We start from the raw sequence: 25,203 nt of genomic DNA on the forward strand, positions 1-25,203 counted from the left end.
GGCATGTCTGCCGAAGAGCCGCTGTTCCGGGTCGTCCGCGGCGTGCCCACCGCCGAGGAGTTGGCCGCTCTGGTGGGGGCGATCATCATCCGGTCCCGCCCGGCCGCCGCTCCCACGCCGACGGCCCCGTCCGCCTGGGCGCGCAGCGGCCGACCGGGCAGCTCCCGCGGCTGGCGCGCCGCCGGCCTGCCTCGCTGACCCGCCAGACCGCCGTACGGGGGCTGCCAGGGTGGCGTTGAGCCGTTAACCTCACTCAGGGAAACGGTGCCGCTACGGGTAGGGAGGATCCATGATCCCCGAAGAGGACCGGCCAGCACCCTGGCTGCGCGGTTACGGCGGCATCGAAGCCGACATCAGCCAGCTCAGAGAGTTCGCCGACCGGCTCGCCGCCGACGTCGAGAGCAACTACGCGCCGCACCTGTCGTACATCGCCGAGGACATGTCCGCGAAGCTGCCCAACCCCTGCGACGCCTTCATCGAGCTGGTCACCTTCCTGCACGCGCACCACGAGACGCAGCAGGCCACCGCCGACATGGTGTACGCCGTCCGAGGCGCCACCGGCCACCTCGCCGCCGCCGCCGACCAGGTCGCCACCCACTACGCCGACAGCGACGCCTTCACCGCCGCCAGAGTCGTGGACGTGCAACGAGCCCTCGCCAACCCTTTGAACATGCTGCCCGGCGGCCCCACGTCGGTGCCGACTGACCCGACCAGCCCCGACGCCCAGCCGCCGGTGGTGCTGCCGTGATCGAACGGGGCAGCGGCCGGACCACCGGCCTCACCGACTGGCAACTCATGGACGTCAACAGCATGTGGGCCTGCCTGCAGGACCACGACACCGCCAACCATTGGAAGCAGGTCGCCGGCTGGCGCAAGGTCTGCGACCTCGCGCAAACCCACCTCGGCCGCCTCCAGCAGTACCGACGCGGCCTCGCCGCAGCCTGGCCCCCCGAAACCAGCGCCGCCTCCCGCACGTACCTCGCCGAACTCGACGAACTCATCGACAAGGTGCAACGCACCCACGATGCCGCCGCCGCGAACTACACCGCCCTCTCCGCCGCAACCCAGGCCATCGGCACCACCCGCGCCGCGCTCCGCAAGATCTATGAGGAGTACGCGACCAAGTACCAGCAGAAACAGGCGTATGAGGCGATGGTCGCCGACCCGAAGGCGGTGATGGGCAACCGGGCCACCCAACCGCCTGTCGCCGATGGGGAACTGGAACAGCTGAACGCGCAGGCCCGGTCGATGATGTTCAGCTTGAGCGGCGAACTCCAACAAGCCCAAGCAACCCTCCAAAAACCTCCCACGCGGCCCGCTCTCCGCGTCGACGAAGGCGGAGCCGCCACGACACCCACTGCAGCTCCCGTCATCCCGCCGATCGTTCCGGTTCCCATTCAATCGACCGCACGAATGTCGCTACCCGGCAACTCAGGTGATCCGCGAAGTGACCGGATGCCCATCGCAAAGGGGGTTGGCCCTGTCCTTGGTGGAGCAAGCCCAGCGCCCGCCCCCGTCACTCAAGACTTGCCACACGGCCAACAGATTGGGCCAATAAACCAGCCACCTGGCATGGGAATACCACCCGCAAGCCTTGGGTCTACCCCTAACGCGCCAAGGATCATTGGGCAGCCAACCGAGCAACGTGGGTCAACGGGGCGGTTACTGCCCGAGGAGCCGAAACTAAAAGGAATTAATACGACGCAAACACCTCGTCCAGCTCCACCAAGCGGCTTAATCGGTGGCGCACCGGGTCTTGGATTTGGATCACCTAACAACGGTCCGGCTGCACCGCGCCGGGTCAATCCCGTTGGAGGTGTCATAGGCGGTGGGAGCGCTGGGACGGCGCCAACGGGAGGGGCGGGCTCGCGGCCAAGTGCTCCGCGTGCGCTTGGGAGCGTCAGCGGCATGTCGCCCATTGGTGGTGCGCCTAGAACTGGGGCCAATTGGCACATGTCTGCCCCGCCTACTCGGCCTAATCGATGGGGTCCCGACGACAGTGACAGCGAGTCCAACCGATGGGACCCAGACCATCCATGGAGGATGGAGCCTGGGGTCGCACCTGTGGTGCTCCCGCCCGACGAGGACGGCCCAATTGATCCGGGCCCCGCTCTCGGCCTTCCTCGGTGAGGTCATACCTCGCATTCCCTCTTCTGTTGGCATTGAGCTTGCCTGGAGGGATTCCGGCCCCTGCATTACAAGCGCGCGAAAACGGCGCCCATGTCGAGCAATGGCACCTGAATTTCCTCAGAGTCACAGAAGCGCACAAGGTCAGCGAAGGCGAGGGAGCTATCGTTGCCCTTCCCGATAGCGGCGTAGATCAGCATCCGGACCTAAGGGGTAACCTGCTTTCCGGAAAGGACGTGATCGCTGGAGGCAGTGGCGATGGGCTGACCGATAGAGACGGTCACGGAACAGGAATGGCCGGCCTCATCGCAGCCCATGGCGACGGAAGTTCAAGCGCGCTCGGCATTGCACCAAAATCTAGAATCCTACCGATACTCTGTTCACCGCCGGGAGGGGATGGCGATTCAGAGTCATTGGCAGTGGCAATAGAGTACGCAATTGAGCGTGGCGCCGATGTCATCAGCGTCTCGATCGCCGGCGGGGTGAGCGACCGCCTGCAACAGGCAGTCAGAATGGCCTTACAAGCTGACATCGTAGTTGTTGCCGCTGCTGGAAATGCGCCGTGGGCGCAGCTGGTTGGTTACCCAGCACGCTACCCGGAAGTTATCGCTGTTGGCGGAATTGATCGAGATGGGAAACGCGCTACCGTCTCGCTGACTGGTCCCGATATTGACGTAGTTGCGCCGGCGGTCGACATCTACAGCACGAGCATCGACGGCAAGTACCGCAAAGGGACTGGAACTTCTGACGCGACGGCGATCGTGGCGGGCGCGGCAGCACTGATCAGGTCGAAGTACCCATACCTGCCGGCGAGAGAGGTGGCGCACCGGCTCACGGCTACCGCCGTCGACAAGGGCCCTCCTGGGCGCGACGACGAGTACGGCTATGGAGTGATCGATCTTGTGGCGGCGCTGACGGCAGACGTACCGCCGCTGGGTTTTGAATCGGTGAGCGCTCCGGCCGGTGCTGGCCCGACCACGACGGCTGCCGCTCAGCCGGGTGGTCAGGATGATGGCTCGACCGTGCGCGGCCTGGCCACTCTTGGGGTGATCGTGGCCGCCGGGGTGGGATGGGTCGTGATAGCGCGACGTCGCCGTCGTGGTGATGATCCGCCGCCCAGAATCAGCCGGTGATCGCGGTGATCCACTCGGCTTTCAGGAAACCGCCGTGTCCGGGGCGATGGGATAGCGCGTTTTCCTGAAAGGCGTGTGGATCAAGGGTGCCGGCGGTCGAACCGCCGGGCTACGACGGCTGCCAAGGCCCCGGACCACCCAGGCCGCCGGGCCGGCATCGGTGAGGGCGCTGGGCGGGGTGTCGGGCCTGGTGGGGGTTGGGCGGTAACGTCGGGCTCGTGTCTGAGACTTTGCCGCTCCGCCTCGTGCTCGCTTCGGCGAGCCCTGCCCGTCGTAAGTTGCTCCAGGCTGCCGGTATTGAGCCGGAAGTGCTGGTCAGCGGGGTGGACGAGTCCCTGGTGGTGACCGAGCGGGCCGAGGATCTGTGTCTGGAGTTGGCGAGGCTGAAGGCGCAGGCGGTGGTGAGCCGACTGAACCCGACCGGTGATCAGCGGACGTTGGTGATCGGCTGCGACTCGGTGCTGGCCTTCGACGGGGAGATCCTCGGCAAGCCTGACGATGCGGCCGACGCGACCCGGCGGTGGCGGCGGATGCGCGGGCGCAGCGGTGTGCTGCACAGCGGGCACTGCTTGATTGACCTTGATGCGGGGCGGCGGGCGGAGGCGGTCGCCTCGACCACGGTCCACTTCGCTGAGATCAGCGACGACGAGATCGCCGCGTACGTGGCCACGGGTGAGCCGTTGGCGGTGGCCGGCGCGTTCACTATCGACGGGCTGGGCGGGCCGTTCGTGGAGCGGATCGAGGGTGACCCGGGAACTGTGGTCGGGTTGTCGATGCCACTGCTGCGCCGGCTCCTCGCCGAGCTGGATCTGCGGATCACCGACCTGTGGACGAAGGTCGCACCGGGCGGCCAATCCGTCGAGCCCGGCGGCCAACCTGCCGAGCCCGGCGGCCAACCTGCCGTGGCGGGCGGTCAATCCGTCGAGCCGCTCGGTAACGTCCGGTCATGACCACCAAGTCGATCCCGCTCACCGAAGAGCTGCACGCCTATCTGGTCGCACACGGCTCCCCGCCGGACGAGATCATCCGGGACCTGGCCGAGGAGACCCGGTCGGTGCTGCCGGAGCACGCCTCGATGCAGGTGGCGCCGGAGCAGGCCGCGTTCCTGACGTTCCTCACCCGGTTGCTCGACGTACGGCAGGCCGTCGAGGTCGGCACGTTCACCGGGCTGTCGTCGCTGGCGATCGCCCGCGGGTTGCCCGAGGGCGGGCGACTGACCTGTTTCGACATTTCCGAGGAGTTCACCGGCATCGCCCGGCGCTACTGGGCGCGCGCCGGCGTGCAGGATCTGATCGACCTGCGGATCGGCCCGGCCGCGGACGGGCTGCGGGCGTTGCCGCACGAGCGGCACCTGGACTTCGCGTTCATCGACGCGGACAAGACCGGTTACCCGATCTACTGGGCGGAGCTGGTGCCCCGGATGCGCCCGGGTGGGGTGATCGCCGTCGACAACGTGCTACGTGGTGGGCGGGTCATCGCCCCGCAGGACGAAGGTGACCGGGCCATCGCCGCGTTCAACGACGAGGTCCTCGCCGACGTACGGGTGGACCCGGTGATGCTGCCGATCGCGGACGGCCTGACCCTCGCCCGGGTCCGCTGACCGCCGACCCCCGCCGAACGCCGGCCACCCGCCGACAACCACCAAACGCCGGCCGCCGGCAACGCCGGGCGCCGGGTGCCGGCCGCCTAACACGGAAAACGGGGTGTCCCCCAGCAGGGGACACCCCGTTTTTCAGGAACTCGCGCGCAGGGGACGGTCAGCGGACGCTGCGGGCGAACTGGCGGGCGGCCCAGTAGACGCCCAGTGCGGCGAGCACCGCGGTGATGCTGAGGCCCTGCCAGACCTTGTCGCTGCCCAGGTCACCGGCGAACAGCGAACGGGTGCCGTCGACCGCCCAGGAGAACGGGTTCCAGTTGGCGATGCCCTGCAACCAGCCGGGTGCGAAGGTCAGCGGCAGCAGGATGCCGGAGAGCAGGAGCACCGGCTGCGCCACGGTGTTCATCAGTGGGGCCAGCGCGTCCTCGCTCTTGACCTTGAGGGCGACACCGTAGGAGACGGCCGAGGTCATGAGGGCGATCAGAGCGAGCATCAGGTACGCCAGCAGCAGGTCACCAATGAACACCCGCAGGTCGAACAGGAGCGCCAGCAGGGTGATGATGACCGCCTGCACGATGAGCGAGACGACGTCGCGCAGCGAGCGGCCGAGCAGCAGGGCGAGCCGGCTGATCGGGGTGACCCGGGAGCGTTCGATGACGCCGGCTCGCAGCTCGGCGATCAGGCCGAAGCCCTGGAACAGGCCACCGAAGATGGCCAGCAGCACCAGCAGGCCCGGTACGAAGATCTTGTAGGCCTCGGCCTGGGTGGGGGCGTTCAGTGCGGGTTTGAGCAGCGGGGCGAAGAGCAGCAGGTACATGACCGGCTGGAAGACGCCGACGAAGACCCAGACCGGGTTGCGCAGCAGGAGTTGGGTCTGGCGCTGGAAGATCAGCCAGGTGTCACGGGCGAATTTCATGAGAGTCGTCTCCGGGGTCAGGACTCGCGCAGCGAGCGGCCGGTCTTGGTGAGGAAGACGTCGTCCAGGCTGGGTCGGTGCAGCTCGATCGAGCGCAGCTCCAGCCCGGCGTGGTCGAGTCGGCGCAGCACCTGCGGAATGGCGGTGGCGCCCTCGTCGACATAGAGGCGCAGGCCGCCCTCGTCGGCGGTTTCCAGCTTGTTGACGTACGGTTCGCCGTCGAGTGCCTGGGCGGCCTGCGGGGTGGCGGCCAGGTCGAGACCGACCAGCACCACGTCTCCGGAGATCTCCCGCTTGAGCTCGGCCGGGGTGCCCTCGGCCACCACCTCGCCGTTGTCCATGATCGCGATCCGGTCGCAGAGCGCGTCGGCCTCGTCCAGGTAGTGCGTGGTGATGAAGACGGTCATGCCGTCGCTGCGGAGCCGCCGGATCTCGTCCCACATGTGGGCGCGGCTCTGCGGGTCGAGGCCGGTGGTCGGCTCGTCCAGGAAGACGATCTTCGGCTCGTGGATGATGCCGAGGGCGATCTCGACCCGGCGTCGCTGGCCGCCGGAGTAGGTCTTGCACTTGCGGTCGGCGTACTCGGTGAGCTGGAAGGCGTCCAGGGCGCGGGCGGCGCGGCGTTGCGCGTCGGCCTTGCTGATGCCGTACATCCGGGCGTGCAGCACCAGTTCCTCACGGGCGGTGGACTCGTCCCAGGTGCTGCCGCCCTGCGGGACGTACCCGATGCGGCGGCGCACCTCGGCCGGGTCCTTGCGCAGGTCGGCGCCCGCGATGGTGGCCTCGCCGCCATCCGGCTCGATCAGCGTGGCGAGCATCCGCAGCGTGGTGGTCTTGCCGGCGCCGTTCGGGCCGAGGAAGCCAAAGATCTCGCCCTTGGCGACGTCAAGGTCGACGCCCCGCACGGCGTCCACCGTCTTCGTCTCTCGACCCGCGCGGGAGCGGAACGACTTCCGCAGCCCCCTGGTCTCGATCATTTCTGCTCCTGGTCGTTCAGGCCGGTAGCGCCGGCCGTCGAGTGGGACGACGCCGGACGGCGCACTCCCCCGCTGTGCCGCCAGCAGGCTAACGCGATATAACTTTTCTAGTCAACGTTGATTATTCCGTGTCGGTGCCGGACGGCACCTCGCCGTCCTTCCACCCCGACCAACCCTGCGCTTCATCCAGCTCAGCAGGCAGGTACGACACTCCGGAATCGATCCGCTCCGCGATCCGCTCGCACCAGCTCATCTCCGCCTCGGCCCGCGCCGACCACAGCTCGAACATCCAGCCCACGTGCGCCGGCTTGCGGTTGCGCACCCAGTCCGACTCGAGCGAGGCACGCATCGACTCGATGCCGGCGCGCAGCAGGTTGGCCCGGTTACGCAGGGCCGCGGCCGCCTCGGCGCGCGGCATGGCCGGCAGGAAGGAGAAGGCCGCCACGAACGGGTCGGCGGGCTCGCTGATGTTCCACCACAGATTGCGCAGCAACGTCTCGAACTCGTCCTCCCCCTTGGGGGTCACCTCGTACGTGGTGCGCGCCGGGCGGGCGCCGACCTGCTCGGTCGCGACGGCGCGGAGCAGCCCCTCCTCGGTGAGCTTGCGCAGAGCGTGATAGATCGATCCGGGTTGCACGTTCGCCCACTTGTCGGCGCTCCAGCTCAGCAGCTCGCGGCGCACGTCGTAGCCGTGCACGGGCTGCATCCACCGCACCAGACCGAGAATCATCATCCGAGTCGAAGACACCCGATAAGCGTAATAGCCAAGTTTGACTAAACCGTGGCGGGCGCAGTGCGGCATCCCACACTGAGCGATCGTTAGGGCCACCGTGGGCGGCCGATACACTCCCCGTCAGTAACCTGCCCGGGAGGAGCCACGAAGGTGCGCAAGGTACTCATCGCCAACCGCGGCGAGATCGCCGTCCGGGTGATCCGCGCGTGCCGCGACGCCGGCCTGGGCAGCGTCGCCGTCTACGCGGACTCCGACCGCGACGCCCTGCACGCCACGCTCGCGGACGAGGCGTACGCGCTCGGCGGGGACAGTGCGACCGAGACCTATCTGCGCATCGACAAGCTGCTCGACGTCGCCGCTCGGGCCGGTGCCGACGCCGTACACCCGGGTTATGGCTTCCTCAGTGAGAACGCCGACTTCGCCCAGGCCGTCATCGACGCCGGGCTGACCTGGATCGGCCCCACCCCGCAGGCCATCCGCGACCTCGGTGACAAGGTGACCGCCCGGCACATCGCCCAGCGGGCCGGCGCGCCGCTGGTCCCGGGCACCCCGGACCCGGTGGGCAGCCCGGACGAGGTGATGGCGTTCGCCGTCGACCACGGCCTGCCGGTCGCCATCAAAGCCGCCTTCGGTGGCGGTGGGCGCGGCCTCAAGGTGGCCCGCACCATGGAGGAGATCCCGCAGCTCTTCGAGTCGGCCACCCGGGAGGCGGTCGCCGCGTTCGGTCGGGGCGAGTGCTTCGTCGAGCGGTACCTCGACCAGCCCCGGCACGTCGAGGCGCAGGTCCTCGCCGACCAGCACGGCAACGTGATCGTGGTGGGCACCCGGGACTGCTCGTTGCAACGACGCCACCAGAAGCTCGTGGAGGAGGCGCCCGCGCCGTTCCTCACCGACGCCCAGCGGGCCCAGATCCACGACAGCGCCAAGGCGATCTGCCGCGAAGCCGGCTACCACGGCGCCGGCACCGTGGAATACCTGGTCGGCGTCGACGGCACCATCTCCTTCCTGGAGGTCAACACCCGCCTTCAGGTCGAGCACCCGGTCACCGAGGAGACCGCCGGCATCGACCTGGTCCGGGAGCAGTTCCGGATCGCCGACGGCGAGAAGCTGCGTATCACCGAGGACCCGACCCCGCGCGGGCACGCGATCGAGTTCCGGATCAACGGCGAGGACCCGGGCCGCAACTTCCTGCCCGCCCCGGGCACTGTCACCGCGCTGCGCCTGCCCAGCGGGCCGGGGGTTCGGGTCGACACCGGCATCTCGGCCGGCGACGTGATCGGCGGCAACTTCGACTCACTGCTCGCCAAGGTGATCATCACGGGTGAGACGCGGACCGAGGCGTTGGAGCGCGCCCGCCGCGCGCTGGACGAGATGGTCCTCGACGGCATGGCCACCGCGCTGCCGTTCCACCGGCTCGTGGTGCGGGACGAGGCGTTCACCGCCGAGCCGTTCACAGTGCACACCCGGTGGATCGAGACGGAGTTCCACAACACCGTGCCGCCGTTCACCGCCGCCGCCGGCACCGCCGACGCGCCGGCCGAACGCGACACCGTCGTGGTCGAGGTGGGCGGCAAGCGCCTCGAGGTCAGCCTCCCCGCCGGCTTCGGCGGGAGTACGACCACAGCGGCACCCGCCTCCCGCAAGCCGACCCGGCGCGGCGGCGGTGCCAAGGCCGGCGCTCCGGTCGGCGGCGACACGCTCACCTCGCCGATGCAGGGCACCATCGTCAAGATCGCGGTGGCGGACGGCGACACCGTGGCCGAGGGTGACCTGGTCGTGGTGTTGGAGGCGATGAAGATGGAGCAGCCGCTGCACGCGCACAAGGCGGGCACGGTCAGCGGCCTCAGCGCCGAGGTCGGTGCCGTGATCACCGCTGGCGCCCCCATCTGCACCATCGCCTGAGCCGCCGCTCGGCGCCAGTCAGCGCAGGGTTTCGGTGGCGACCGCGCGGACGGCGGCGGTCAGCGCGGTCAGCACGTCCGACTCCAGCCGCCAGTGCTGCCAGTACAGCGGGACGTCGAGGTGTCGGCCCGGCGCGAGGTCGACCCAGCGGCCGGCGTCCAGGTCGGCCTCGGCGATCTGTTCGGGCACCAGGCTCCAGCCCAACCCGAGCCGGATCGTCTCGCTGAACGCCGGCACCGACGGCACGTAGTGCACCGGCGGGTCGAGCGGCCGACCGGCCACCGCCCGGATGAAGCGGTGCTGCACCCGGTCCTTCCGATCGAAGACGACAAGTGGCGCGCTCGCCAGCGTGACGGCGGTGAATCCGCCGGCGAAGTGGGACGCCGCGAACTCCGGGGTGGCCAGCGCGCGGTAGCGCATGGCGCCGAGTCGCAGCACCCGGCAGCCCTGCACGGCCTCCCGCTGGGCGGTGACCGCCGCCGTCACCGAGCCGTCGCGGAGCAGTTCGGCGGTGTGGTCCTGGTCGTCCTGCCGCAGGTCGAACGAGAGCCCGGCCCGCTGCGGCAACCGGGCCAGCGCGGCGGGGAACCAGGTGGCCAGGGAGTCCGCGTTGACCACCACGGCGACCCGGATCCGGCCACCGCCGGCCAGCGGGCCGCGGGCGTCGGCCAGCGCCTCCCGTTCGAGCAGCAGCAGCTGGCCGGCGAGGCGCAGCAGCGGGCGGCCGGCGTCGGTCGCCACGCACGGTCGGGCGCGGCGGACCAGCACCTGGCCGACGGTCTCCTCCAACGCCTTGATCCGTTGACTCACCGCCGACGGCGTGACGTGCAGCAGCCGGGCCGCCGCGTCGAAGCTGCCCTCCGCCACCACCGCCGCGAGCGTCCGCAGCTGCGCCGAGTCGAGACCATCCATCAGCTCAGCTTAAGTTGCGTCAGAATCTTTAGTTGGACTGGTGATCGTCGGCAGCCCTAGCGTCGAGTCCGTGCTCACCTCCGCCGTCGCCGGCTTCTCGATCTCCATCGCGCTCATCGTCGCCATCGGCGCCCAGAACGCCTTCGTCCTGCGCCAGGGTCTGCGCCGCGAGCACGTGGTACCCGTGGTGCTGACCTGCGCCGTGTCGGACGCGCTGCTGATCACCGCGGGCGTCGCCGGGGTCGGCACGCTGGTGGCCGACCGACCGGGCCTGCTGGCCGCGATCCGGTGGGGCGGCGCGGCGTTCCTGCTCTGCTACGCGGGGCTCGCCGCCCGCCGTGCCCTGCGTCCGGGCGCCCTGCTGCCCACCGAACGGCCGCCGGCCTCCCTGGGGGCCACCCTGCTCGCGTGCGCCGCCTTCACCTACCTGAACCCCCACGTCTACCTGGACACCGTGCTGCTCCTCGGCGGGGTGGCCCAACAACACCCGCACCGGTGGGTCTTCGGCGCCGGCGCCGCAGTGGCCAGCGGGGTCTGGTTCACCGCGCTCGGCGTCGGCGCACAGCGCCTCGCGCCACTGCTCGCCCGTGCCGCCGCCTGGCGGGTGCTGGACGCGGTCATCGCCGTGGTGATGACCGGCCTGGCCGTGGCACTCCTGCTGGGCTGACCGGCCCCGCCGGCGGAGAACGACCAGGCCACCCGGGCCAGGCGGGCCCCCGGCCGGACCGTGCGGGCGGGCGGGCGCCAACCGGGCCAGGCCAGCAACGACGCGAGTGTTTTCCACGACCACCGGCGGTGGAACCGACCGCGAGCGGGAATGATTGCCGGGTGCGGTTCCTTCACGGCGCGGTCCCCGCGCACGACCTGACCTATACCGACGTCTTCATGGCGCCGGCCCGCTCCGACCTGGGTTCCCGGCTCGACGTCGACCTGTCCACCGGCGACGGCACCGGCACCACCATCCCGTTGGTGGTGTCGAACATGACGGCGGTCGCCGGACGGCGGATGGCGGAGACGGTCGCCCGCCGGGGTGCCATCACGGTGATCCCGCAGGACATTCCGATCGAGGTGGTGGCGAATGTCGTCGCCTGGGTGAAACAGCGCCATCTCGTCTACGACACGCCGATCACGCTCGGCCCGACCGACACCGTGGGCGACGCCATCCACCTGCTGCCCAAGCGCTCGCACGGTGCGGTCATCGTGGTCGACGACGCCGGCCGACCGATGGGTGTGGTCACCGAGGCGGACACCACGGGCGTGGACCGGTTCGCCCAGCTGCGGCACGTGATGTCCACCGAGCTGCACACCGTCCCGGCGGACTCGGATCCGCGTACCGGCTTCGATCTGCTCTCGGCGGGCCGTCGCCGACTCGCCCCGGTGGTGGACACCGAGGGCCGGCTGGTCGGGGTGCTGACCCGACAGGGCGCGTTGCGGGCCACCCTCTACACGCCGGCCGTGGACGACCGCGGTCGGCTGCGGATCGCCGCCGCCGTCGGAATCAACGGTGACGTCACCGGCAAGGCCTCGGCGCTGCTGGAGGCGGGGGTGGACACGTTGGTGGTGGACACCGCGCACGGCCACCAGGCACGGATGATCTCCGCACTCCAGGCGGTCCGCAAGCTGGACCCGGGGGTGCCGGTGGCGGCCGGCAACGTGGTCACCGCCGAGGGCGTACGCGACCTGGTGGAGGCGGGTGCGGACATCATCAAGGTCGGCGTCGGCCCCGGTGCGATGTGCACCACCCGGATGATGACCGGCGTGGGTCGACCGCAGTTCTCGGCCGTCCTCGACTGCGCGGCGGCCGCCCGCCAACTGGGCCGGCACGTGTGGGCCGACGGTGGGGTGCGGCACCCCCGGGACGTGGCGCTCGCGCTCGCCGCCGGGGCGTCGAACGTGATGATCGGTTCCTGGTTCGCCGGCACCTACGAGTCCCCCGGTGACCTGTACACCGACGTGGACGGCCGGCGGTACAAGGAGAGCTTCGGGATGGCCTCGGCCCGGGCGGTCAGCGCCCGAACCGCCGACGACAGCCCGTACGACCGGGCCCGCAAGGCGGTCTTCGAGGAGGGCATCTCCTCGGCCCGGATGCACCTGGACCCGGCCCGTCCCGGCGTCGAGGACCTGATCGACGAGATCATCGCGGGGGTACGCAGCGCCTTCACCTACGCCGGCGCCCGGAACCTCACCCAGTTCCACGAGCGGGCGATCGTCGGCGTCCAGAGCGCCGCCGGCTTCACCGAAGGAATGCCCCTCCCCACCAGCTGGTAACCCCCACCCCACTCCGGTTGACCATGAAGTTGTTGCCTCCCGCGTCGCGTGTCATGGCAACAACTTCATGATCAACAGAGGAAAGGGCGGGGGTTAGGTTGTCAGTCGGCGCAGGACTGTGCGGGCTGCCTCGCGGGGGTTGTCGCCCACTCGGTCGGGTAGCGCGCCGGCCAGCCAGAGGGTGGCGAAGCCGTGGGCGATCGACCAGGCGGCGAGCGCGTCCCGACCGGGGTCGGCGGGCGCGTCGCCGGTGGGTAGTGTCGCCACCCCGGCGCGGAGCGCGGCGCCGGCCCGACCCTGGGCGGCGATCAGCTCGGCGTCGTCGGCCCGGTGCAGCTCCGGCCGGAACATCACCTCGAAGTACGCGCGGCGCGTGACGGCGAAGTCGACGTAGGCGACGCCGGCCTCCAGCAGGTCGCCATCCGCCTCGGTCAACGTCTGGGTCAGCAGGTCGAAGCCCTGCGTGGCGAGCGCGGTGAGCAGGCCCGCCTTGTCGCCGAAGTGGTGGGCGGGCGCGGCGTGCGAGACGCCGGCCCGTCGGGCCAGGTCGCGCAGGCTCAGCGCGACGGGCCCGACCTCCTCGATGGCCTCCAGCGCCGCGGCGAGCAGCGCGCGGCGCAGGTCGCCGTGATGGTACGAGCGGCTGTCGGTCACCAGCGAATCCTAATCTTGTCATTGACAAGATGCCACGCGTCGGCGAATCTTGTCACTGACAAGTTTCGTTGAGGAGGATTCCGATGGCACCCCTGATCGCCCTGATCGCCGGCACCGCTCTGGCCCGACTCGCCGGCCTGGCCGGCATCGCCGCACTGGACGGCTGGATCCCCGCGCTGCGCGTCGGACTGGCCGTGATGTTCACGCTGACCGCCGTCGCGCACTTCGCCGGCCCCCGCCGGGCCGGACTGATCGCCATGGTCCCGCCCCGCCTGCCCCGGCCGGACCTGCTGGTCACCGTCACCGGCGTACTGGAGCTGGTCGGCGCGATCGGCCTGCTGCTGCCGGCGACCGCCCGGGTGGCGGCGGCCGGACTCGGCCTGCTCATGCTGGCCATGTTTCCGGCGAACGTCTCGGCCGCCCGTCGCCAGCTGACCCTCGCCGGCCGCCCGGTCACCCCGCTGGCCCAGCGCACCGCCCTGCAGATCCTGTTCGTGGCCGCCGCCACGGTAATTTCGTTTGGTGCCTGACTATCAGGGGGCTAATCTACCTCTCGTGGAACTCATCACCCTCCAGGACGTGCCGCTCGGCCGTCTCCTGGTGGTGGCCGGGCACCTCGTCGGGCAGCGGTGGAACCGCTACCTCGCCGAGGAGCACGGCCTCACCCAGGCCGGCATGATCACCCTGATGACGCTCGCCCGACACGGCGAGCTACCCCACCGCAAGGTTGCCGAGAAGGGGTTCGTCCGCCCGGCGACCCTGACCGGCATCGTGGACACGCTGGAGCGTGACGGTCTGGTCGAGCGGCAGCGCGACGACAGCGACCGACGCAGCATCCGACTCGCCATCACCCCCGCCGGCCGGGAACGAGTGGCTGCGCTCGGCGCGCTCATGCACTCCGGACGGCCACTCACCTCGGTCGACGCTGACCCGGCGAAAGCCCAGGTGATCCGGGAGTTTCTGCTTGAGGTCATCGGCAGCGGAGACGACCCGCGGATGACCGGACGCCCCACCGAAGCGGAGGACCCGGCGTGCTGATCCGACTCCTGCGCGGCCAACTGCGCACCTATCAGAAACCGTTGCTGGCGGTGGTGCTGCTCCAGTTCGTGGGCACCATGGCCTCGCTCTACCTGCCCAGCCTCAACGCGGACATCATCGACCAGGGCGTGGCCCGGGGCGACACGGACTACATCGTGCGCACCGGCGGCTGGATGCTGCTGGTCAGCCTGATCCAGATCATCTGTTCGATCGCCGCCGTCTACCTGGGCGCCCGGGTCGCGATGGGCTTCGGCCGGGACGTACGCGCCGAACTGTTCGGGCACGTCAACCGCTTCTCCGCCCGCGAGGTGGCCCGGTTCGGGGCGCCGTCGCTGATCACCCGCAACACCAACGACGTGCAGCAGGTGCAGATGCTCGTGCTGATGAGCTGCACGATGCTGGTCGCCGCACCGATCATGAGCGTCGGTGGGGTGTTCATGGCGCTGCGTGAGGACGTCGGGCTCTCCTGGCTGATGCTGGTCAGCGTGCCGGTGCTGGCCATCGCCCTCGGCGCGATCATCCGCCGGATGGTGCCGGGCTTCCGGCTGATGCAGACCCGCATCGACACTGTCAACCGCGTGCTGCGGGAGCAGATCACCGGCATCCGGGTGGTCCGCGCGTTCGTCCGCGAGCCGTACGAAACGGACCGTTTCGCCGTCGCCAACGCCGACCTGACCGCCACCGCGCTGCGTACCGGTCGACTGTTGGCGTTGATCTTCCCGGTGGTCATGCTGGTGCTGAACGTCTCCAGCGTGGCGGTGCTCTGGTTCGGCGCGCAGCGGGTGGACGCCGGCGCGATCCAGGTCGGCGCGCTCACCGCGTTCCTGCAGTACCTGATGCAGATCCTGATGGCGGTCATGATGGCCACCTTCATGCTGATGATGGTGCCGCGCGCGGCGGTGTGCGCCGAGCGGATCGTCGAGGTGCTGGACACCGACTCCTCGGTGGTTCCGGCCACCGCGCCGGTCACCGAGTTGCCCACCCGGGCCGAGCTGGAGCTGCGCGGGGTGCGCTTCCAGTACCCGGGAGCGGTGGAGCCGGTGCTGCGCGACATCTCCTTCCGGGCGACCCCGGGCACCACCACGGCCATCATCGGCAGCACCGGAGCGGGCAAGACGACACTGCTGTCGCTGATCCCCCGCCTGGTCGACGTGACCGCCGGCGCGGTGCTGGTCGACGGGGTGGACGTGCGGGAGTTGGCACCGGACGAGCTGTGGCGACGCATCGGCCTGGTGCCGCAGCGGCCGTACCTGTTCACCGGGACGGTCGCCAGCAACCTGCGCTACGGCAACCCGGACGCCACCGACGAGGAGCTGTGGACGGCGCTGGAGATCGCCCAGGCCCGGGACTTCGTGGCCCAGATGCCCGGCGGGCTGGACGCCCCGATCGCGCAGGGCGGCACCACCGTCTCCGGTGGGCAGCGGCAGCGTCTCGCCATCGCCCGAGCGCTGGTCCGGCAACCGGAGATCTACCTCTTCGACGACTCGTTCTCCGCGCTCGACCTGGGCACCGACGCACGGCTGCGAGCGGCACTACGGCCGGTCACCGCACAGTCCGCGGTGGTGATCGTGGCCCAGCGGGTCTCCACGATCATCGACGCCGACCAGATCATCGTTCTCGAGAACGGAGGGGTCGTCGGAGTGGGACGACATGCCGAGCTGTTGGAGACCTGCCCGACGTACGCCGAGATCGTGGCCTCGCAGCAGACGACGGAGGTGGCGGCATGAGCGAGCGTGAGGAGCCGCGCACCGCGGCCGTACCCAGTCAGAAGCCGGCCGGCGAGCCGCGGACGCCGGGAGGCGACGCGCCACAACAGCCCGGCGACGCCGCGCAGCAGCCCGGCGGGGACGCGCGGACGCCGAAGCGGCTGCCGCCCGGCCGTCAGGGCGGCGGCCCGGGGTGGATGGGCGCCGGGATGCCCGCCGAGAAGTCGATGAACTTCGGCCCGTCGGCCCGACGATTGCTCGGCCGGCTGCGCTCACACCGGTTGCACCTGGCCGCGATCATCACGTTGGCAGTGGTGAGCGTCGGGTTCAGCGTGGCCGGGCCGAAGATCCTCGGCCACGCCACCGACCTGATCTTCACTGGGGTGATCGGCCGGCAACTGCCCGCCGGCACCACCGCCGACCAGGCCGTCGCGGCGGCCCGGGCCAGCGGCAACGACAGCTTCGCCGACATGCTGGCCCGGATGGACGTGGTGCCCGGGGTGGGCATCGACTTCAGCGCGCTGAGTCGGGTGCTGCTGCTGGCGCTCGGGCTCTACCTGGCGGCGAGCCTGCTGTCCTGGTGGCAGGGCTGGCTGCTCAACGGCGTGGTCCAGCGCACGGTGCTGCGACTGCGCGCCGAGGTGGAGGAGAAGCTCAACCGGCTGCCGCTGCCCTACTTCGACAGGCAGCCGCGCGGTGAGTTGCTCAGCCGGGTCACCAACGACATCGACAACATCTCCACCAGCCTCCAGCAGACCCTCAGCCAGCTCCTCACCTCGCTGCTGACCGTCATCGGGGTGCTGGCCGTGATGTTCTGGATCTCGCCGGTGCTGGCTCTGGTGGCCCTGGTCGCGGTGCCGTTGTCGGTGCTGGTCACCCAGCGCATCGCCAAGCGCTCGCAGAAGCAGTTCATCGCCCAGTGGACGCACACCGGCGAGTTGAACGGCCAGATCGAGGAGGCGTACACCGGTCACGAGCTGGTGAAGGTCTTCGGCCGGCAGCGTGAGGTCGAGGCCGCCTTCCACGCGAAGAACGAGGAGCTGTTCCGGGCCAGCTTCGGGGCGCAGTTCATCTCCGGGATCATCATGCCGTCGATGATGTTCATCGGAAACCTGAGCTACGTGGCGATCGCCGTGGTCGGTGGGCTGCGGGTGGCCTCCGGCACGATGAGCCTCGGCGACGTGCAGGCGTTCATCCAGTACTCCCGCCAGTTCACCCAGCCGCTCACCCAGCTCGCCTCGATGGCCAACCTGCTCCAGTCCGGGGTGGCCTCGGCCGAGCGGGTCTTCGCGGTGCTCGACGCGGACGAGCAGACCCCCGACCCGGTCGAACCGGCCCGGGTCACCGACCCGCACGGTCGGGTGGAGTTCGAGCACGTCTCGTTCCGCTATGAGGCGGACAAGCCGCTGATCGACGACCTGTCACTGGTCGCCGAGCCCGGTCACACGGTGGCCATCGTCGGCCCGACCGGTGCCGGCAAGACCACACTGGTCAACCTGGTGATGCGCTTCTACGAGCTGGACGCCGGCCGGATCACACTCGACGGGGTGGACATCACCACGATGCGCCGCGACGACCTGCGCGGCCGGATCGGCATGGTGCTCCAGGACACCTGGCTCTTCGGCGGAACCATCCGGGACAACATCGCCTACGGGCGGCCGGACGCCACCGAGGAGGAGATCCTCGCCGCGGCCCGGGCCACGTTCGTGGACCGGTTCGTGCGCAGCCTGCCCGACGGCTACGACACGGTCATCGACGAGGAGGGCAGCAACGTCAGCGCCGGCGAGAAGCAGCTCATCACCATCGCGCGGGCGTTCCTCGCCGAGCCGTCCCTGCTGATCCTGGACGAGGCCACCAGCTCGGTGGACACCCGCACCGAGGTGCTGCTGCAACGGGCGATGGCCGCGCTGCGCTCGGACCGGACCAGCTTCGTCATCGCGCACCGGCTCTCCACCATCCGCGACGCCGACCTGATCCTGATGATGGAGGACGGTCGGATCGTCGAGCAGGGCACCCACGAGCAGTTGCTCGCCGCCCAGGGGGCGTACCACCGGCTCTACCGCTCGCAGTTCACCGGTGCGGTGGTCGACGAGGAACCAGCCGCGCAACCGGCGTCGGTGTAGGGCGGACCGCCATGCGTACAGCGGTCCGCCCCGGATCCGGCAGTCGGTCAGCCCTGCGGCAGCAGGTCGGCGGCGCGGGCCGCGACCTGCCCACCGATCAGGGCGAGCGCGGCGTCGGCGGGCATCGGAGCCAGGGCGTGGCCGCCGCGCAGCCGCAGCGCGAGGTGGCCGTCGGCAACCTCCCGCGCACCCAACACCCCGAGGTACGGGACGCGGCGGCGGGCCGCGTCCCGTACCCGGGCGCCCAGCGAGCCGGCGACGTCGACATCGACCCGCAGGCCGACCTCGGCCGCCCGGCGGGCCAGGTCGGCCGCCGCGCCGGCCTGGCCGGCGTCGACCGGCAGCAGCACCAGTTGCACCGGCGCGTACCAGGCCGGGAACGCCCCCTCGTGCACCTCGATGAGGTACGCGAACAGCCGCTCCATGCTGCCGACCAGACTGCGGTGCAGCATCACCGGTCGACGCCGGCCGCCATCCGAATCGGTGTACGACAGGTCGAACCGTTCCGGTTTGTCGAAGTCCACCTGGATGGTGGAGATGGTCGACTCCCGGCCGGCCGCGTCGACGATCTGAATGTCGATCTTCGGTCCGTAGAAGGCGGCCTCCCCCGGCGCCTCCACGTACTCCACCCCGGCCAGCGCCTCTCGGAGCAGCGCCTCGGCGCGGGCCCACTGCGCGTCGTCGCCGACGTACTTCTCGCCCGGCCCGCGCAGCGACAACCGGAACCCGGCCGGACGGACGCCGAGCGCGGCGTGCGCGGCGCGGATCAGCCCGAGGATCTCGACGACCTCCGCGCCGACCTGCTCGGGGGCACAGAAGGTGTGCGCGTCGTTGAGCGAGATGGCGCGGACCCGGGACAGCCCGCCGAGCACGCCGGAACGCTCCGAGCGGTACATCCCGCCCAGCTCGGCGATCCGCAACGGCAACTCCCGGTAGGAGCGGCCCCGCGCCCGGAAGACCAGCGCGTGGTGCGGGCAGAGCGCCGGCCGGAGCACGAACTCGTCGTCGGCGCTCAGCCGCATCGGCGGGAACATGTCGTCGGCGAAGTAGCCGAGATGACCGGAGAGTTCGAAGAGTTCCCGCTTACCCAGCGGCGGCGAGTAGACGTGCTGGTGTCCGGAGCGGCGCTCCAACTCCCGGACGTACTCCTCGACGGCGTGCCGGGCGGCGGCGCCCGCCGGCAGCCAGATCGGCAGGCCGGCGCCGGCCAGCGGATCGGAGACGAAGAGGTCCAGCTCGCGGCCGAGCCTACGGTGGTCGATCATGTCGGGCTCCTGGATCGGGTACGACCCGGAGGCGACCTGAGCTCCGTTCGGCGCACTGCCCTCGGGGGCGGATCGCCCCGGGGCCTGGTCGACGGTGGTTACGTCAGAGCGGCGCGCCGGGGATTCCCGGCGTCGTGGTCTGCACTACCGCGCTGCGCATGGGGCGACCGTACCCGCGCGACGATCGGGGACGCACCTGGATTTACGGGGTGGGCCGCCGGCGCGGGACCCGCCGGCGGCCCTGGCGGCCGAATCGTCAGGAACGGGGGACCCGACGGGCGTGGCCGCGCCGACAACGGTACGCCGACGAACGCCGATCCGCCGCCCGCCTCGAACGGGTGGACCGCCCTCCGAACCCGTCACCCGGCAGCGATCAGTCTCGTTGCAGCTGGGTGGCCCAGTGGTGTCGACGGTCACGACGGGCCGGGGCCCTCCACGGTGACGCCGGACACGACGTCAGGCTCAAGACACCCAATCGGCCGCATCCGGCGAGGTGGCAGGCGTGCCCGAACTTCTGACTGACGTCGCGTCGCCGACGTGGGCGTACCTGGTGCTGCTCGCTCTGCTGATCGCGGACGCCTTCGTACCGGTGATACCCACCCAGATCGTCATGATCACCAGTGGTGCGCTCACCGTCTACGGCGGGCTCAGCCTGCCGGTCACCATCGCCGTCGGCGCACTCGGCGTGTTCGCCGGTGACCTGGCCTGCTACCTGCTCGGACGCAGCGCGCCGGACCGGCGCCCGCCCCGGCACGCCGAACTGAGCCGCGCCCGCCGGGTGGCCAGCCGGGTCACCCAGGGGCTGCGACAACCCGGGCCGATGGTCATCCTGCTCTGCCGGTTCGTGCCCGGCGGACGGATGGCGGCCTGCTTCTCGGCCGGGCGCAGCCGCTACCCCTACCGCCTGTTCGTGCTCTACGAGGCCGTCGCCGCACTGGGTTGGGCCACCTACGGCGCCCTGGTCGGGCACCTCGGAGGCACCGCGCTGACCGAGTCGGCGTGGCGGCTGGCCATCATCGCCACCGCCGCGGCGGCCGGCTTCGCCGCGGCCGGCTGGGCCATGACCCTGGTCAGCGCCCGCCACGCCCGCGCCGCAGCCACAGTCGACGTCCCCATCGACTGAGTGTCGCAACCTTCGCGATCTTGCACTTTCTGTCCCAACTATTGGGGCATGCCCGCAGATAAGAACGACCGAAAGTGCAAGATCGCGGCGGGTTGGCGGCGGGCCTCTAGGGGTGGTCCCGGGGAGAGATTTCGGTGGCTGTCCCGGATCCGGCTGGGGTGCCCACGGCGACAGGCTGAGGCATGCCTGGAACCCGGAGTACCGGTCTGCTGGCCCTGGGCGGGATCGCCCTGGCGGCGCTGCTCACCGTCATCGGTCACCTCGAAGTCAACGACGACCTCAACCCCTGGGCGTTGACCATCAGCGACTTCGCCGTCTCCGACCGCGGCGGCGTGATCGACGTCGCCATGGTGGTGCTGGCGCTCGCCACCGTGGCGCTGCTGTACGGACTGCGCCGCGCCGCGCCGGCACGGCCCGCCCCGGCAACCGACCTGCTGCTCGGCGCGTGGGTGACCGGGCTGCTCCTGGCCGCGGTGGTGCCGACGAACGAGCCAGGCACCGCCATGACCACGGCGGCCTACGTGCACCGGTACGCCTCGGTGGTCGCCTTTCTGGCACTGCCGGCGGCCGGTTGGCTGCTCGCCCGTCGATCCGAGCTGGCGCCGGTCGCCCGAATGCTACGCACCCTCGTCCTGCTGAGCCTGACCCTGGCGGCGGCGATGATCTGGTCCGCCTACCCCGGCGACCGTCTGCTGATCGGCCTGGCCGAGCGACTGCTCATCGTCACCGAGGTGGCAGTGCTGGCGACCATCGCGCTGGCCCAGACCCGCGCGGCCGTCGATCATGGAGTTGTGGCACCTCACCAAGGGGGCATCGCGGCGTGAACCACCCACCACAACTCCACGATCGTCGAGAAGGGGCGGCTACTCCAGCTCGTGCAGCATGAGCTGGCGGGCCGCCTCGGTGATCGAGCCGGACAACGAGGGGTAGATGGTGATGGTCTGGGCCAGCTCGTTGACGGTGAGGTTGTTCTCCACCGCCATGGTGATGGGCAGGATCAGCTCGCTGGCCTTCGGAGCGACCACCACACCACCGATCACCTGACCACTGGCCGGGCGGCAGAACAACTTCACGAAGCCGTCGGAGAGGTCGTCCATCTTGGCCCGGGCGTTGCCGGACAACGGCAGCATCACCTGTCGGGCCGGCACCTTGCCCGCGTCCACCTCGTCCTGCGAGACACCCACCGTGGCCAGCTCGGGATCGGTGAAGACGTTCGCCGCGACGGTCCGCAGCCGCAGCGGGCGGACCGCCTCGCCGAGCGCGTGCCACATGGCGATCCGGCCCTGCATGGCGGCGACGCTGGCCAGCAGCAGCACGCCGGTGCAGTCACCGGCGGCGTAGATGCCGGGCACGTTGGTCCGGGAGGCCCTGTCGACTGTCACGTAGCCGCCCCGGCCCAGCTGCACCCCGTACTCGGTCAGGCCCAGGTTGGCGGTGTTCGGGATCGACCCGACGGTGATCAGCGCGTGCGAGCCGGTCACCTTACGGCCGTCGGAGAGTTCCACCTCGACGCCGTCGGCGGTACGCCGGACCGCGTCGGCCCGGGAGTTGTTGAGGATCTCCATGCCCCGGTTGCGGAACACCCGCTCGATCGCGGAGGCGGCGTCGGCGTCCTCGTGGGGCATCACCCGGTCGCGGCTGGAGACCAGGGTCACCTCGACCCCCATGGCCAGGTACGCGCTGGCGAACTCCGCACCGGTCACGCCGGACCCGACGACGATCAGGTGCTCGGGCAGCTCCGGCAGGTCGTACACCTGTCGCCAGGTCAGGATGCGCTCACCGTCCGGTACGGCGGTGGGCAGCTGACGGGGTGTCGAGCCGGTGGCCACCAGCACGGTGGACGCGTCGATCGAGTACTCCTCGCCGCCGTCGGCGGGGCTGACGACGACCCGGTGGGTGTGCCCGAGGGAGTCCTCGCCGAGCCGGGCGGTGCCGGCCACGAAGGTGACGCCCGCCTTCAGCAGCTTGGCGTGAATGTCAGCGGACTGCGCCAGGGCCAGCCGCTTGACCCGCTCGTGCACCGCCCGCGCGTCGACGGTGACCGCCTCCAGGCCGTCCGAGTGCACCCCGAACTCCTCGGTGTCCCGGTATCCGGTGACCACCCCCGAGCTGGCGATGAAGGTCTTCGACGGTACGCAGTCGGAGAGCACGCAGGCGCCGCCGGCCCCGTCGGCCTCCACCACGGTGACATCGGCATCCAGCTGGGCGGCGACCAGTGCCGCCTCGTACCCGGCCGGCCCCCCACCGATGATCACGATCTGGCTCACAGCGTTCGCCCTTCGTCCATGCTCACAGTGACTTTCTTCTCCCGAACGCGTTCGACACGCACTGTCGTATTCTCCCCCACCCGTCGGCCGGGCTATCGTCATCGCCGTGCGTCATCACGCCGCCTACGGCTCAAATCTCGACCCCGCCCGGATGCGTGCCTACTGTCCGCATTCGCCGATGGTGGGCACCGGCTGGCTGGAGGGCTGGCGGCTGACCTTCGCCGGGGCGGACGTGATCGGCTGGGAGGGTGCGGTGAGCACCCTCGTCGAGTCTCCCGGTGACCGGGTCTTCGTGGCGCTCTACGACATCCACCCGTACGACGCCGAGCAGCTCGACGAGCTGGAGGGCGTCGCCGCCGGGACGTACCGCAAGCTGCACGTCCGGGTTTCCACCCTCGACGGCGACGTGACCGCGTGGATCTACGTCTTCAACGGGTACGAGGGTGGCCTGCCGACCTCGTGGTACCTGTCGGAGATCGCGAACGCCGCCGAGAAGGCGGGCGCCCCGGACGACTACGTCACCGAGTTGCGGGCCCGCCCCACCGGCACCGCGTCGGCGTAGCAGCGCGTATCGCACGCCTCCAGTCTGCTACCGCTGTCGACCGCGGGGCCGGTCGGGCCCGCCCGGGGTCGTCAATCACACACGGGCCGCCGGGACGGACCGTTCGTACATGTCGGTCCAGTGGGTTTCCCGCAGGCCCACCGACCGGTAGAGCGACAGCGGGGCGGTCGGGTTGGTGAGGTCGACGCCCAGACCGGCCGACTTCCGCCCCTTCTCGGCGTAGCGGGCGAAGGCGCGGCGCAGCAGCGCCGCACCCACACCCCGGCGACGGTACGCGGACAGCACCGACAGGGTCTTCACCCAGCCCGACTGTTGGTCGAGTGCCTGATCCGAGGACTGCAACGCGCCGACCGGCACCCCGTCCACCTCGGCGACGAACCACTCGTCCCAGGCGGTCAGGTCGCCGATGCGGGCCCGCCACCGCTCGTACGACAACGGTTCGTGGTCCGGGGTGTCACCGAAGGCGGCCTCGTAGATCCGGTGGAACTCGACCAGGTCGGTCTCGTGGTTCGGGCGGACCTGCCGCACGGTCACGCCCGCGGGTGCGGCCGGCTCGTCGGGCAGATCGTCCAACGGTCGGCTCATTCGGACGTACCGCTTGACGCGGGCGAAACCGAGCGCGCGAAGGGTCTGTTCCCAGTCATGTTCGGGGGCGAAGACCGCGCAGCGGACGGTGAGCGACGGCAACCCCCGCTCGGCCGCGCGTTCGGCGACCCGGTCCAGTTGGCGAACCAGCAGCGGCGCGCGGACGGCGGCGCCCCGCACCGGCTCGACGTAGACCTCCACGAACTCCCGGCCCACCCCGCTCGGGTTGTCCACCGTCGCCCAGCCGACCACTGTGTCGTCCGGGTCGATCGCCAACCAGGAGTCCCGGGTCGGGTCGAAGTGGCTGGCGGTCAGTGACGCCGTGACGTCCTCGGCGTCGAAGTCGGGGTGGCCGATGGCGAAGGTGTCGGCGGCGTGCACCACCGCGAGGATCGCCGGCACGTCGTCGAGGGTGGGGCGGCGCGTTGTCCAACCAGCGGGAAGGGTCACGGCAGGACATCCTGGCAGCCGAGCCGCCGGGGCGCCGCCCATTTTCCGGCTGGCGGAGGCTCAGCCGAGGTCGACCCGGGTGCGGTGCAACAACTCCACCAACTCGGCGCCGTCGGCGGGCCCGAGGGCGGTGAACGCCGGCGCGGCCAAGCGGTTGGTCACCGCCTCCGCCCAGAGCCGGCGGCGCACCAGCGGCCCGATCGGCGGGTACGGCGGCGGCCACCCGCAGGCCACCGCCCCGGCCTCCCCCTCCGGCCCGGCCAGCACCGCCTCCAGCGGAGTCATCCCGGCGGCCCGTACCGCGAGCAGGTAGGCGCCGGTGAAGTGTTCCCGGAGCAGCCGCAGCCCGGCGGCGCTGCGGGCCCCGGGAGAGAGGTCCGGAAGGGGCATGGCCCGCCACGCGGCGAAGAGCGGCATCCCGCTGGCGTCGGCCGCGACGACGGCCCGCTCGACGAGCGCGGACAGGCGTTCGGCACCGGGCAGGGGGCCGAGCTGCTGCGCCCCCCACCGGCAACATTCGGCGAGGCTCGCGGCGGCCACCTGGAACGGCGGGACGACCCGGGCGGCGGCGTCCCAACCGTCGGCGACGGCGTCCGGGGCGATGAACCCGAGGGCGGCGGCGGCCGTCTCGGCCCGCACATCGCCGAGCGCGCCGGCCCGGCCGCTGATGTAGAAGGCCCACCCGGAGATGCCGAGCAGTCGGGCCCGGCGCAACGTGGTCGGGTCCCGGCTGAAGGCGTCGCCCAGGTCGAGCACGACGGGCTTGCTGGCAGCCGCGACCTGCTCCGGAGTCACCGCGGGGCCCTCTTCGCGCGGCCCGAACCGCCGCGCCCGACCACGCCCCGATCCACGGCCACCCACCGTG

24 protein-coding genes are annotated in these 25,203 nt (G+C 70.7%); 15 read left to right on the forward strand and 9 right to left on the reverse strand.

Going from position 1 to position 25,203, the window contains the following annotated elements:
- Positions 1-3 precede the first annotated feature (3 nt).
- From KBX26_RS21460 to KBX26_RS21480, 5 genes are all read left to right on the forward strand, one after another.
- Complete coding sequence (locus tag KBX26_RS21460; RefSeq protein WP_030328908.1) at positions 4-198, forward strand: acyl-CoA carboxylase subunit epsilon; 195 nt, start codon at positions 4-6, stop codon at positions 196-198.
- 91 nt (positions 199-289) lie between these two features.
- Entirely contained in the window at positions 290-748 is a 459-nt protein-coding gene (locus tag KBX26_RS21465; protein ID WP_210866261.1) for a hypothetical protein, read from the forward strand.
- Positions 749-2,156: 1,408 nt separating this feature from the next.
- Complete coding sequence (mycP, locus tag KBX26_RS21470; protein ID WP_247680913.1) at positions 2,157-3,260, forward strand: type VII secretion-associated serine protease mycosin; 1,104 nt, start codon at positions 2,157-2,159, stop codon at positions 3,258-3,260.
- Positions 3,261-3,478: 218 nt separating this feature from the next.
- Positions 3,479-4,210 (forward strand): nucleoside triphosphate pyrophosphatase, encoded by a 732-nt coding sequence (locus KBX26_RS21475; protein WP_210866263.1) that lies wholly within the window; start codon positions 3,479-3,481, stop codon positions 4,208-4,210.
- Positions 4,207-4,860, forward strand: coding sequence for an O-methyltransferase (locus KBX26_RS21480; protein WP_210866264.1), 654 nt, complete (start codon positions 4,207-4,209; stop codon positions 4,858-4,860). Before KBX26_RS21475 ends, KBX26_RS21480 begins: the two co-directional genes overlap by 4 nt.
- Positions 4,861-5,017: 157 nt before the next feature.
- Here KBX26_RS21480 and KBX26_RS21485 read toward each other — a convergent pair whose 3' ends face one another.
- The 3 genes from KBX26_RS21485 to KBX26_RS21495 form a co-directional block, all read right to left on the reverse strand.
- Positions 5,018-5,773, reverse strand: a complete 756-nt coding sequence (locus tag KBX26_RS21485) for an ABC transporter permease (RefSeq protein ID WP_030328917.1) — start codon at positions 5,771-5,773, stop codon at positions 5,018-5,020.
- Positions 5,774-5,790: 17 nt separating this feature from the next.
- Positions 5,791-6,750 (reverse strand): daunorubicin resistance protein DrrA family ABC transporter ATP-binding protein, encoded by a 960-nt coding sequence (locus tag KBX26_RS21490; RefSeq protein WP_030328919.1) that lies wholly within the window; start codon positions 6,748-6,750, stop codon positions 5,791-5,793.
- 121 nt (positions 6,751-6,871) lie between these two features.
- Entirely contained in the window at positions 6,872-7,483 is a 612-nt protein-coding gene (locus tag KBX26_RS21495) for a PadR family transcriptional regulator (protein ID WP_030328921.1), read from the reverse strand.
- A gap of 150 nt (positions 7,484-7,633) precedes the next feature.
- On the opposite strand from KBX26_RS21495, the gene KBX26_RS21500 reads away from it, so the two are divergent.
- The gene (locus KBX26_RS21500; RefSeq protein WP_030328923.1) at positions 7,634-9,385 is read left to right on the forward strand and encodes a biotin carboxylase N-terminal domain-containing protein; all 1,752 of its coding nucleotides are present in this window, start codon (positions 7,634-7,636) and stop codon (positions 9,383-9,385) included.
- Between the two features lie 18 nt (positions 9,386-9,403).
- Here KBX26_RS21500 and KBX26_RS21505 read toward each other — a convergent pair whose 3' ends face one another.
- Positions 9,404-10,297 (reverse strand): LysR family transcriptional regulator ArgP, encoded by an 894-nt coding sequence (locus tag KBX26_RS21505; protein ID WP_210866265.1) that lies wholly within the window; start codon positions 10,295-10,297, stop codon positions 9,404-9,406.
- Positions 10,298-10,367: 70 nt separating this feature from the next.
- Here KBX26_RS21505 and KBX26_RS21510 point away from each other — a divergent pair, with 70 nt between their 5' ends.
- Together KBX26_RS21510 and KBX26_RS21515 are read left to right on the forward strand one after the other, a co-directional pair.
- On the forward strand, positions 10,368-10,964 hold the full coding sequence (locus KBX26_RS21510) for a LysE/ArgO family amino acid transporter (protein ID WP_030328928.1): 597 nt from the start codon (positions 10,368-10,370) through the stop codon (positions 10,962-10,964).
- A 161-nt stretch (positions 10,965-11,125) separates the two neighbouring features.
- Complete coding sequence (locus tag KBX26_RS21515) at positions 11,126-12,565, forward strand: GuaB1 family IMP dehydrogenase-related protein (RefSeq protein ID WP_030328931.1); 1,440 nt, start codon at positions 11,126-11,128, stop codon at positions 12,563-12,565.
- Positions 12,566-12,658: 93 nt separating this feature from the next.
- Here KBX26_RS21515 and KBX26_RS21520 read toward each other — a convergent pair whose 3' ends face one another.
- Entirely contained in the window at positions 12,659-13,219 is a 561-nt protein-coding gene (locus tag KBX26_RS21520) for a TetR/AcrR family transcriptional regulator (protein WP_210861366.1), read from the reverse strand.
- An 83-nt stretch (positions 13,220-13,302) separates the two neighbouring features.
- Between KBX26_RS21520 and KBX26_RS21525 the strand changes: the two genes are divergently transcribed.
- The 4 genes from KBX26_RS21525 to KBX26_RS21540 all read left to right on the forward strand — a co-directional run bounded on the left by KBX26_RS21525 (position 13,303) and on the right by KBX26_RS21540 (position 18,086).
- Positions 13,303-13,749, forward strand: coding sequence for a DoxX family membrane protein (locus tag KBX26_RS21525; RefSeq protein ID WP_030328935.1), 447 nt, complete (start codon positions 13,303-13,305; stop codon positions 13,747-13,749).
- A gap of 25 nt (positions 13,750-13,774) precedes the next feature.
- Positions 13,775-14,257, forward strand: a complete 483-nt coding sequence (locus KBX26_RS21530) for a MarR family transcriptional regulator (RefSeq protein ID WP_030328938.1) — start codon at positions 13,775-13,777, stop codon at positions 14,255-14,257.
- Positions 14,251-15,984, forward strand: a complete 1,734-nt coding sequence (locus tag KBX26_RS21535) for an ABC transporter ATP-binding protein (RefSeq protein ID WP_210866266.1) — start codon at positions 14,251-14,253, stop codon at positions 15,982-15,984. The genes KBX26_RS21530 and KBX26_RS21535 overlap by 7 nt, the downstream gene beginning before the upstream one ends.
- A 188-nt stretch (positions 15,985-16,172) precedes the next feature.
- Positions 16,173-18,086 (forward strand): ABC transporter ATP-binding protein, encoded by a 1,914-nt coding sequence (locus KBX26_RS21540; RefSeq protein WP_210866284.1) that lies wholly within the window; start codon positions 16,173-16,175, stop codon positions 18,084-18,086.
- A gap of 47 nt (positions 18,087-18,133) precedes the next feature.
- Here KBX26_RS21540 and thrS read toward each other — a convergent pair whose 3' ends face one another.
- Positions 18,134-19,351 (reverse strand): threonine--tRNA ligase, encoded by a 1,218-nt coding sequence (gene thrS, locus KBX26_RS21545; protein ID WP_210866267.1) that lies wholly within the window; start codon positions 19,349-19,351, stop codon positions 18,134-18,136.
- A gap of 502 nt (positions 19,352-19,853) precedes the next feature.
- Here thrS and KBX26_RS21550 point away from each other — a divergent pair.
- Positions 19,854-20,474, forward strand: coding sequence for a DedA family protein (locus KBX26_RS21550; protein WP_036410846.1), 621 nt, complete (start codon positions 19,854-19,856; stop codon positions 20,472-20,474).
- Between the two features lie 182 nt (positions 20,475-20,656).
- Positions 20,657-21,298, forward strand: coding sequence for a DUF998 domain-containing protein (locus KBX26_RS21555; protein ID WP_210866268.1), 642 nt, complete (start codon positions 20,657-20,659; stop codon positions 21,296-21,298).
- Between the two features lie 39 nt (positions 21,299-21,337).
- Here KBX26_RS21555 and KBX26_RS21560 read toward each other — a convergent pair whose 3' ends face one another.
- Positions 21,338-22,741 (reverse strand): NAD(P)H-quinone dehydrogenase, encoded by a 1,404-nt coding sequence (locus tag KBX26_RS21560; RefSeq protein WP_030328951.1) that lies wholly within the window; start codon positions 22,739-22,741, stop codon positions 21,338-21,340.
- Between the two features lie 106 nt (positions 22,742-22,847).
- On the opposite strand from KBX26_RS21560, the gene KBX26_RS21565 reads away from it, so the two are divergent.
- Positions 22,848-23,303 carry a gamma-glutamylcyclotransferase gene (locus KBX26_RS21565; RefSeq protein WP_030328953.1) on the forward strand — a complete coding sequence of 152 codons (456 nt, stop codon included), beginning with the start codon at positions 22,848-22,850 and terminating at the stop codon, positions 23,301-23,303.
- Positions 23,304-23,378: 75 nt separating this feature from the next.
- Here the strand turns inward: KBX26_RS21565 and KBX26_RS33060 are convergent, their stop codons facing one another.
- Both KBX26_RS33060 and KBX26_RS21575 read right to left on the reverse strand, forming a co-directional pair.
- Entirely contained in the window at positions 23,379-24,338 is a 960-nt protein-coding gene (locus KBX26_RS33060) for a GNAT family N-acetyltransferase (RefSeq protein ID WP_210866269.1), read from the reverse strand.
- 60 nt (positions 24,339-24,398) lie between these two features.
- The gene (locus tag KBX26_RS21575; protein WP_030328958.1) at positions 24,399-25,133 is read right to left on the reverse strand and encodes a hypothetical protein; all 735 of its coding nucleotides are present in this window, start codon (positions 25,131-25,133) and stop codon (positions 24,399-24,401) included.
- Positions 25,134-25,203: the final 70 nt, after the last annotated feature.

This window comes from Micromonospora sp. C97 (genome assembly GCF_018070385.1).
In the GTDB taxonomy this organism is placed as follows: domain Bacteria; phylum Actinomycetota; class Actinomycetes; order Mycobacteriales; family Micromonosporaceae; genus Micromonospora; species Micromonospora parva.

Excerpts from the sequence above, each read along its gene's own strand:
- KBX26_RS21540 (WP_210866284.1), top strand. The coding sequence starts at position 16,173 with ATGCCCGCCGAGAAGTCGATGAACTTCGGCCCGTCGGCCCGACGATTG.
- KBX26_RS21505 (WP_210866265.1), bottom strand. The coding sequence starts at position 10,297 with ATGGATGGTCTCGACTCGGCGCAGCTGCGGACGCTCGCGGCGGTGGTG.
- KBX26_RS21490 (WP_030328919.1), bottom strand. The coding sequence starts at position 6,750 with ATGATCGAGACCAGGGGGCTGCGGAAGTCGTTCCGCTCCCGCGCGGGT.
- KBX26_RS21460 (WP_030328908.1), top strand. The coding sequence starts at position 4 with ATGTCTGCCGAAGAGCCGCTGTTCCGGGTCGTCCGCGGCGTGCCCACC.
- KBX26_RS21465 (WP_210866261.1), top strand. The coding sequence starts at position 290 with ATGATCCCCGAAGAGGACCGGCCAGCACCCTGGCTGCGCGGTTACGGC.
- KBX26_RS21555 (WP_210866268.1), top strand. The coding sequence starts at position 20,657 with ATGCCTGGAACCCGGAGTACCGGTCTGCTGGCCCTGGGCGGGATCGCC.
- KBX26_RS21495 (WP_030328921.1), bottom strand. The coding sequence starts at position 7,483 with ATGATGATTCTCGGTCTGGTGCGGTGGATGCAGCCCGTGCACGGCTAC.
- KBX26_RS21525 (WP_030328935.1), top strand. The coding sequence starts at position 13,303 with ATGGCACCCCTGATCGCCCTGATCGCCGGCACCGCTCTGGCCCGACTC.
- KBX26_RS21480 (WP_210866264.1), top strand. The coding sequence starts at position 4,207 with ATGACCACCAAGTCGATCCCGCTCACCGAAGAGCTGCACGCCTATCTG.
- thrS (WP_210866267.1), bottom strand. The coding sequence starts at position 19,351 with ATGATCGACCACCGTAGGCTCGGCCGCGAGCTGGACCTCTTCGTCTCC.
- KBX26_RS21485 (WP_030328917.1), bottom strand. The coding sequence starts at position 5,773 with ATGAAATTCGCCCGTGACACCTGGCTGATCTTCCAGCGCCAGACCCAA.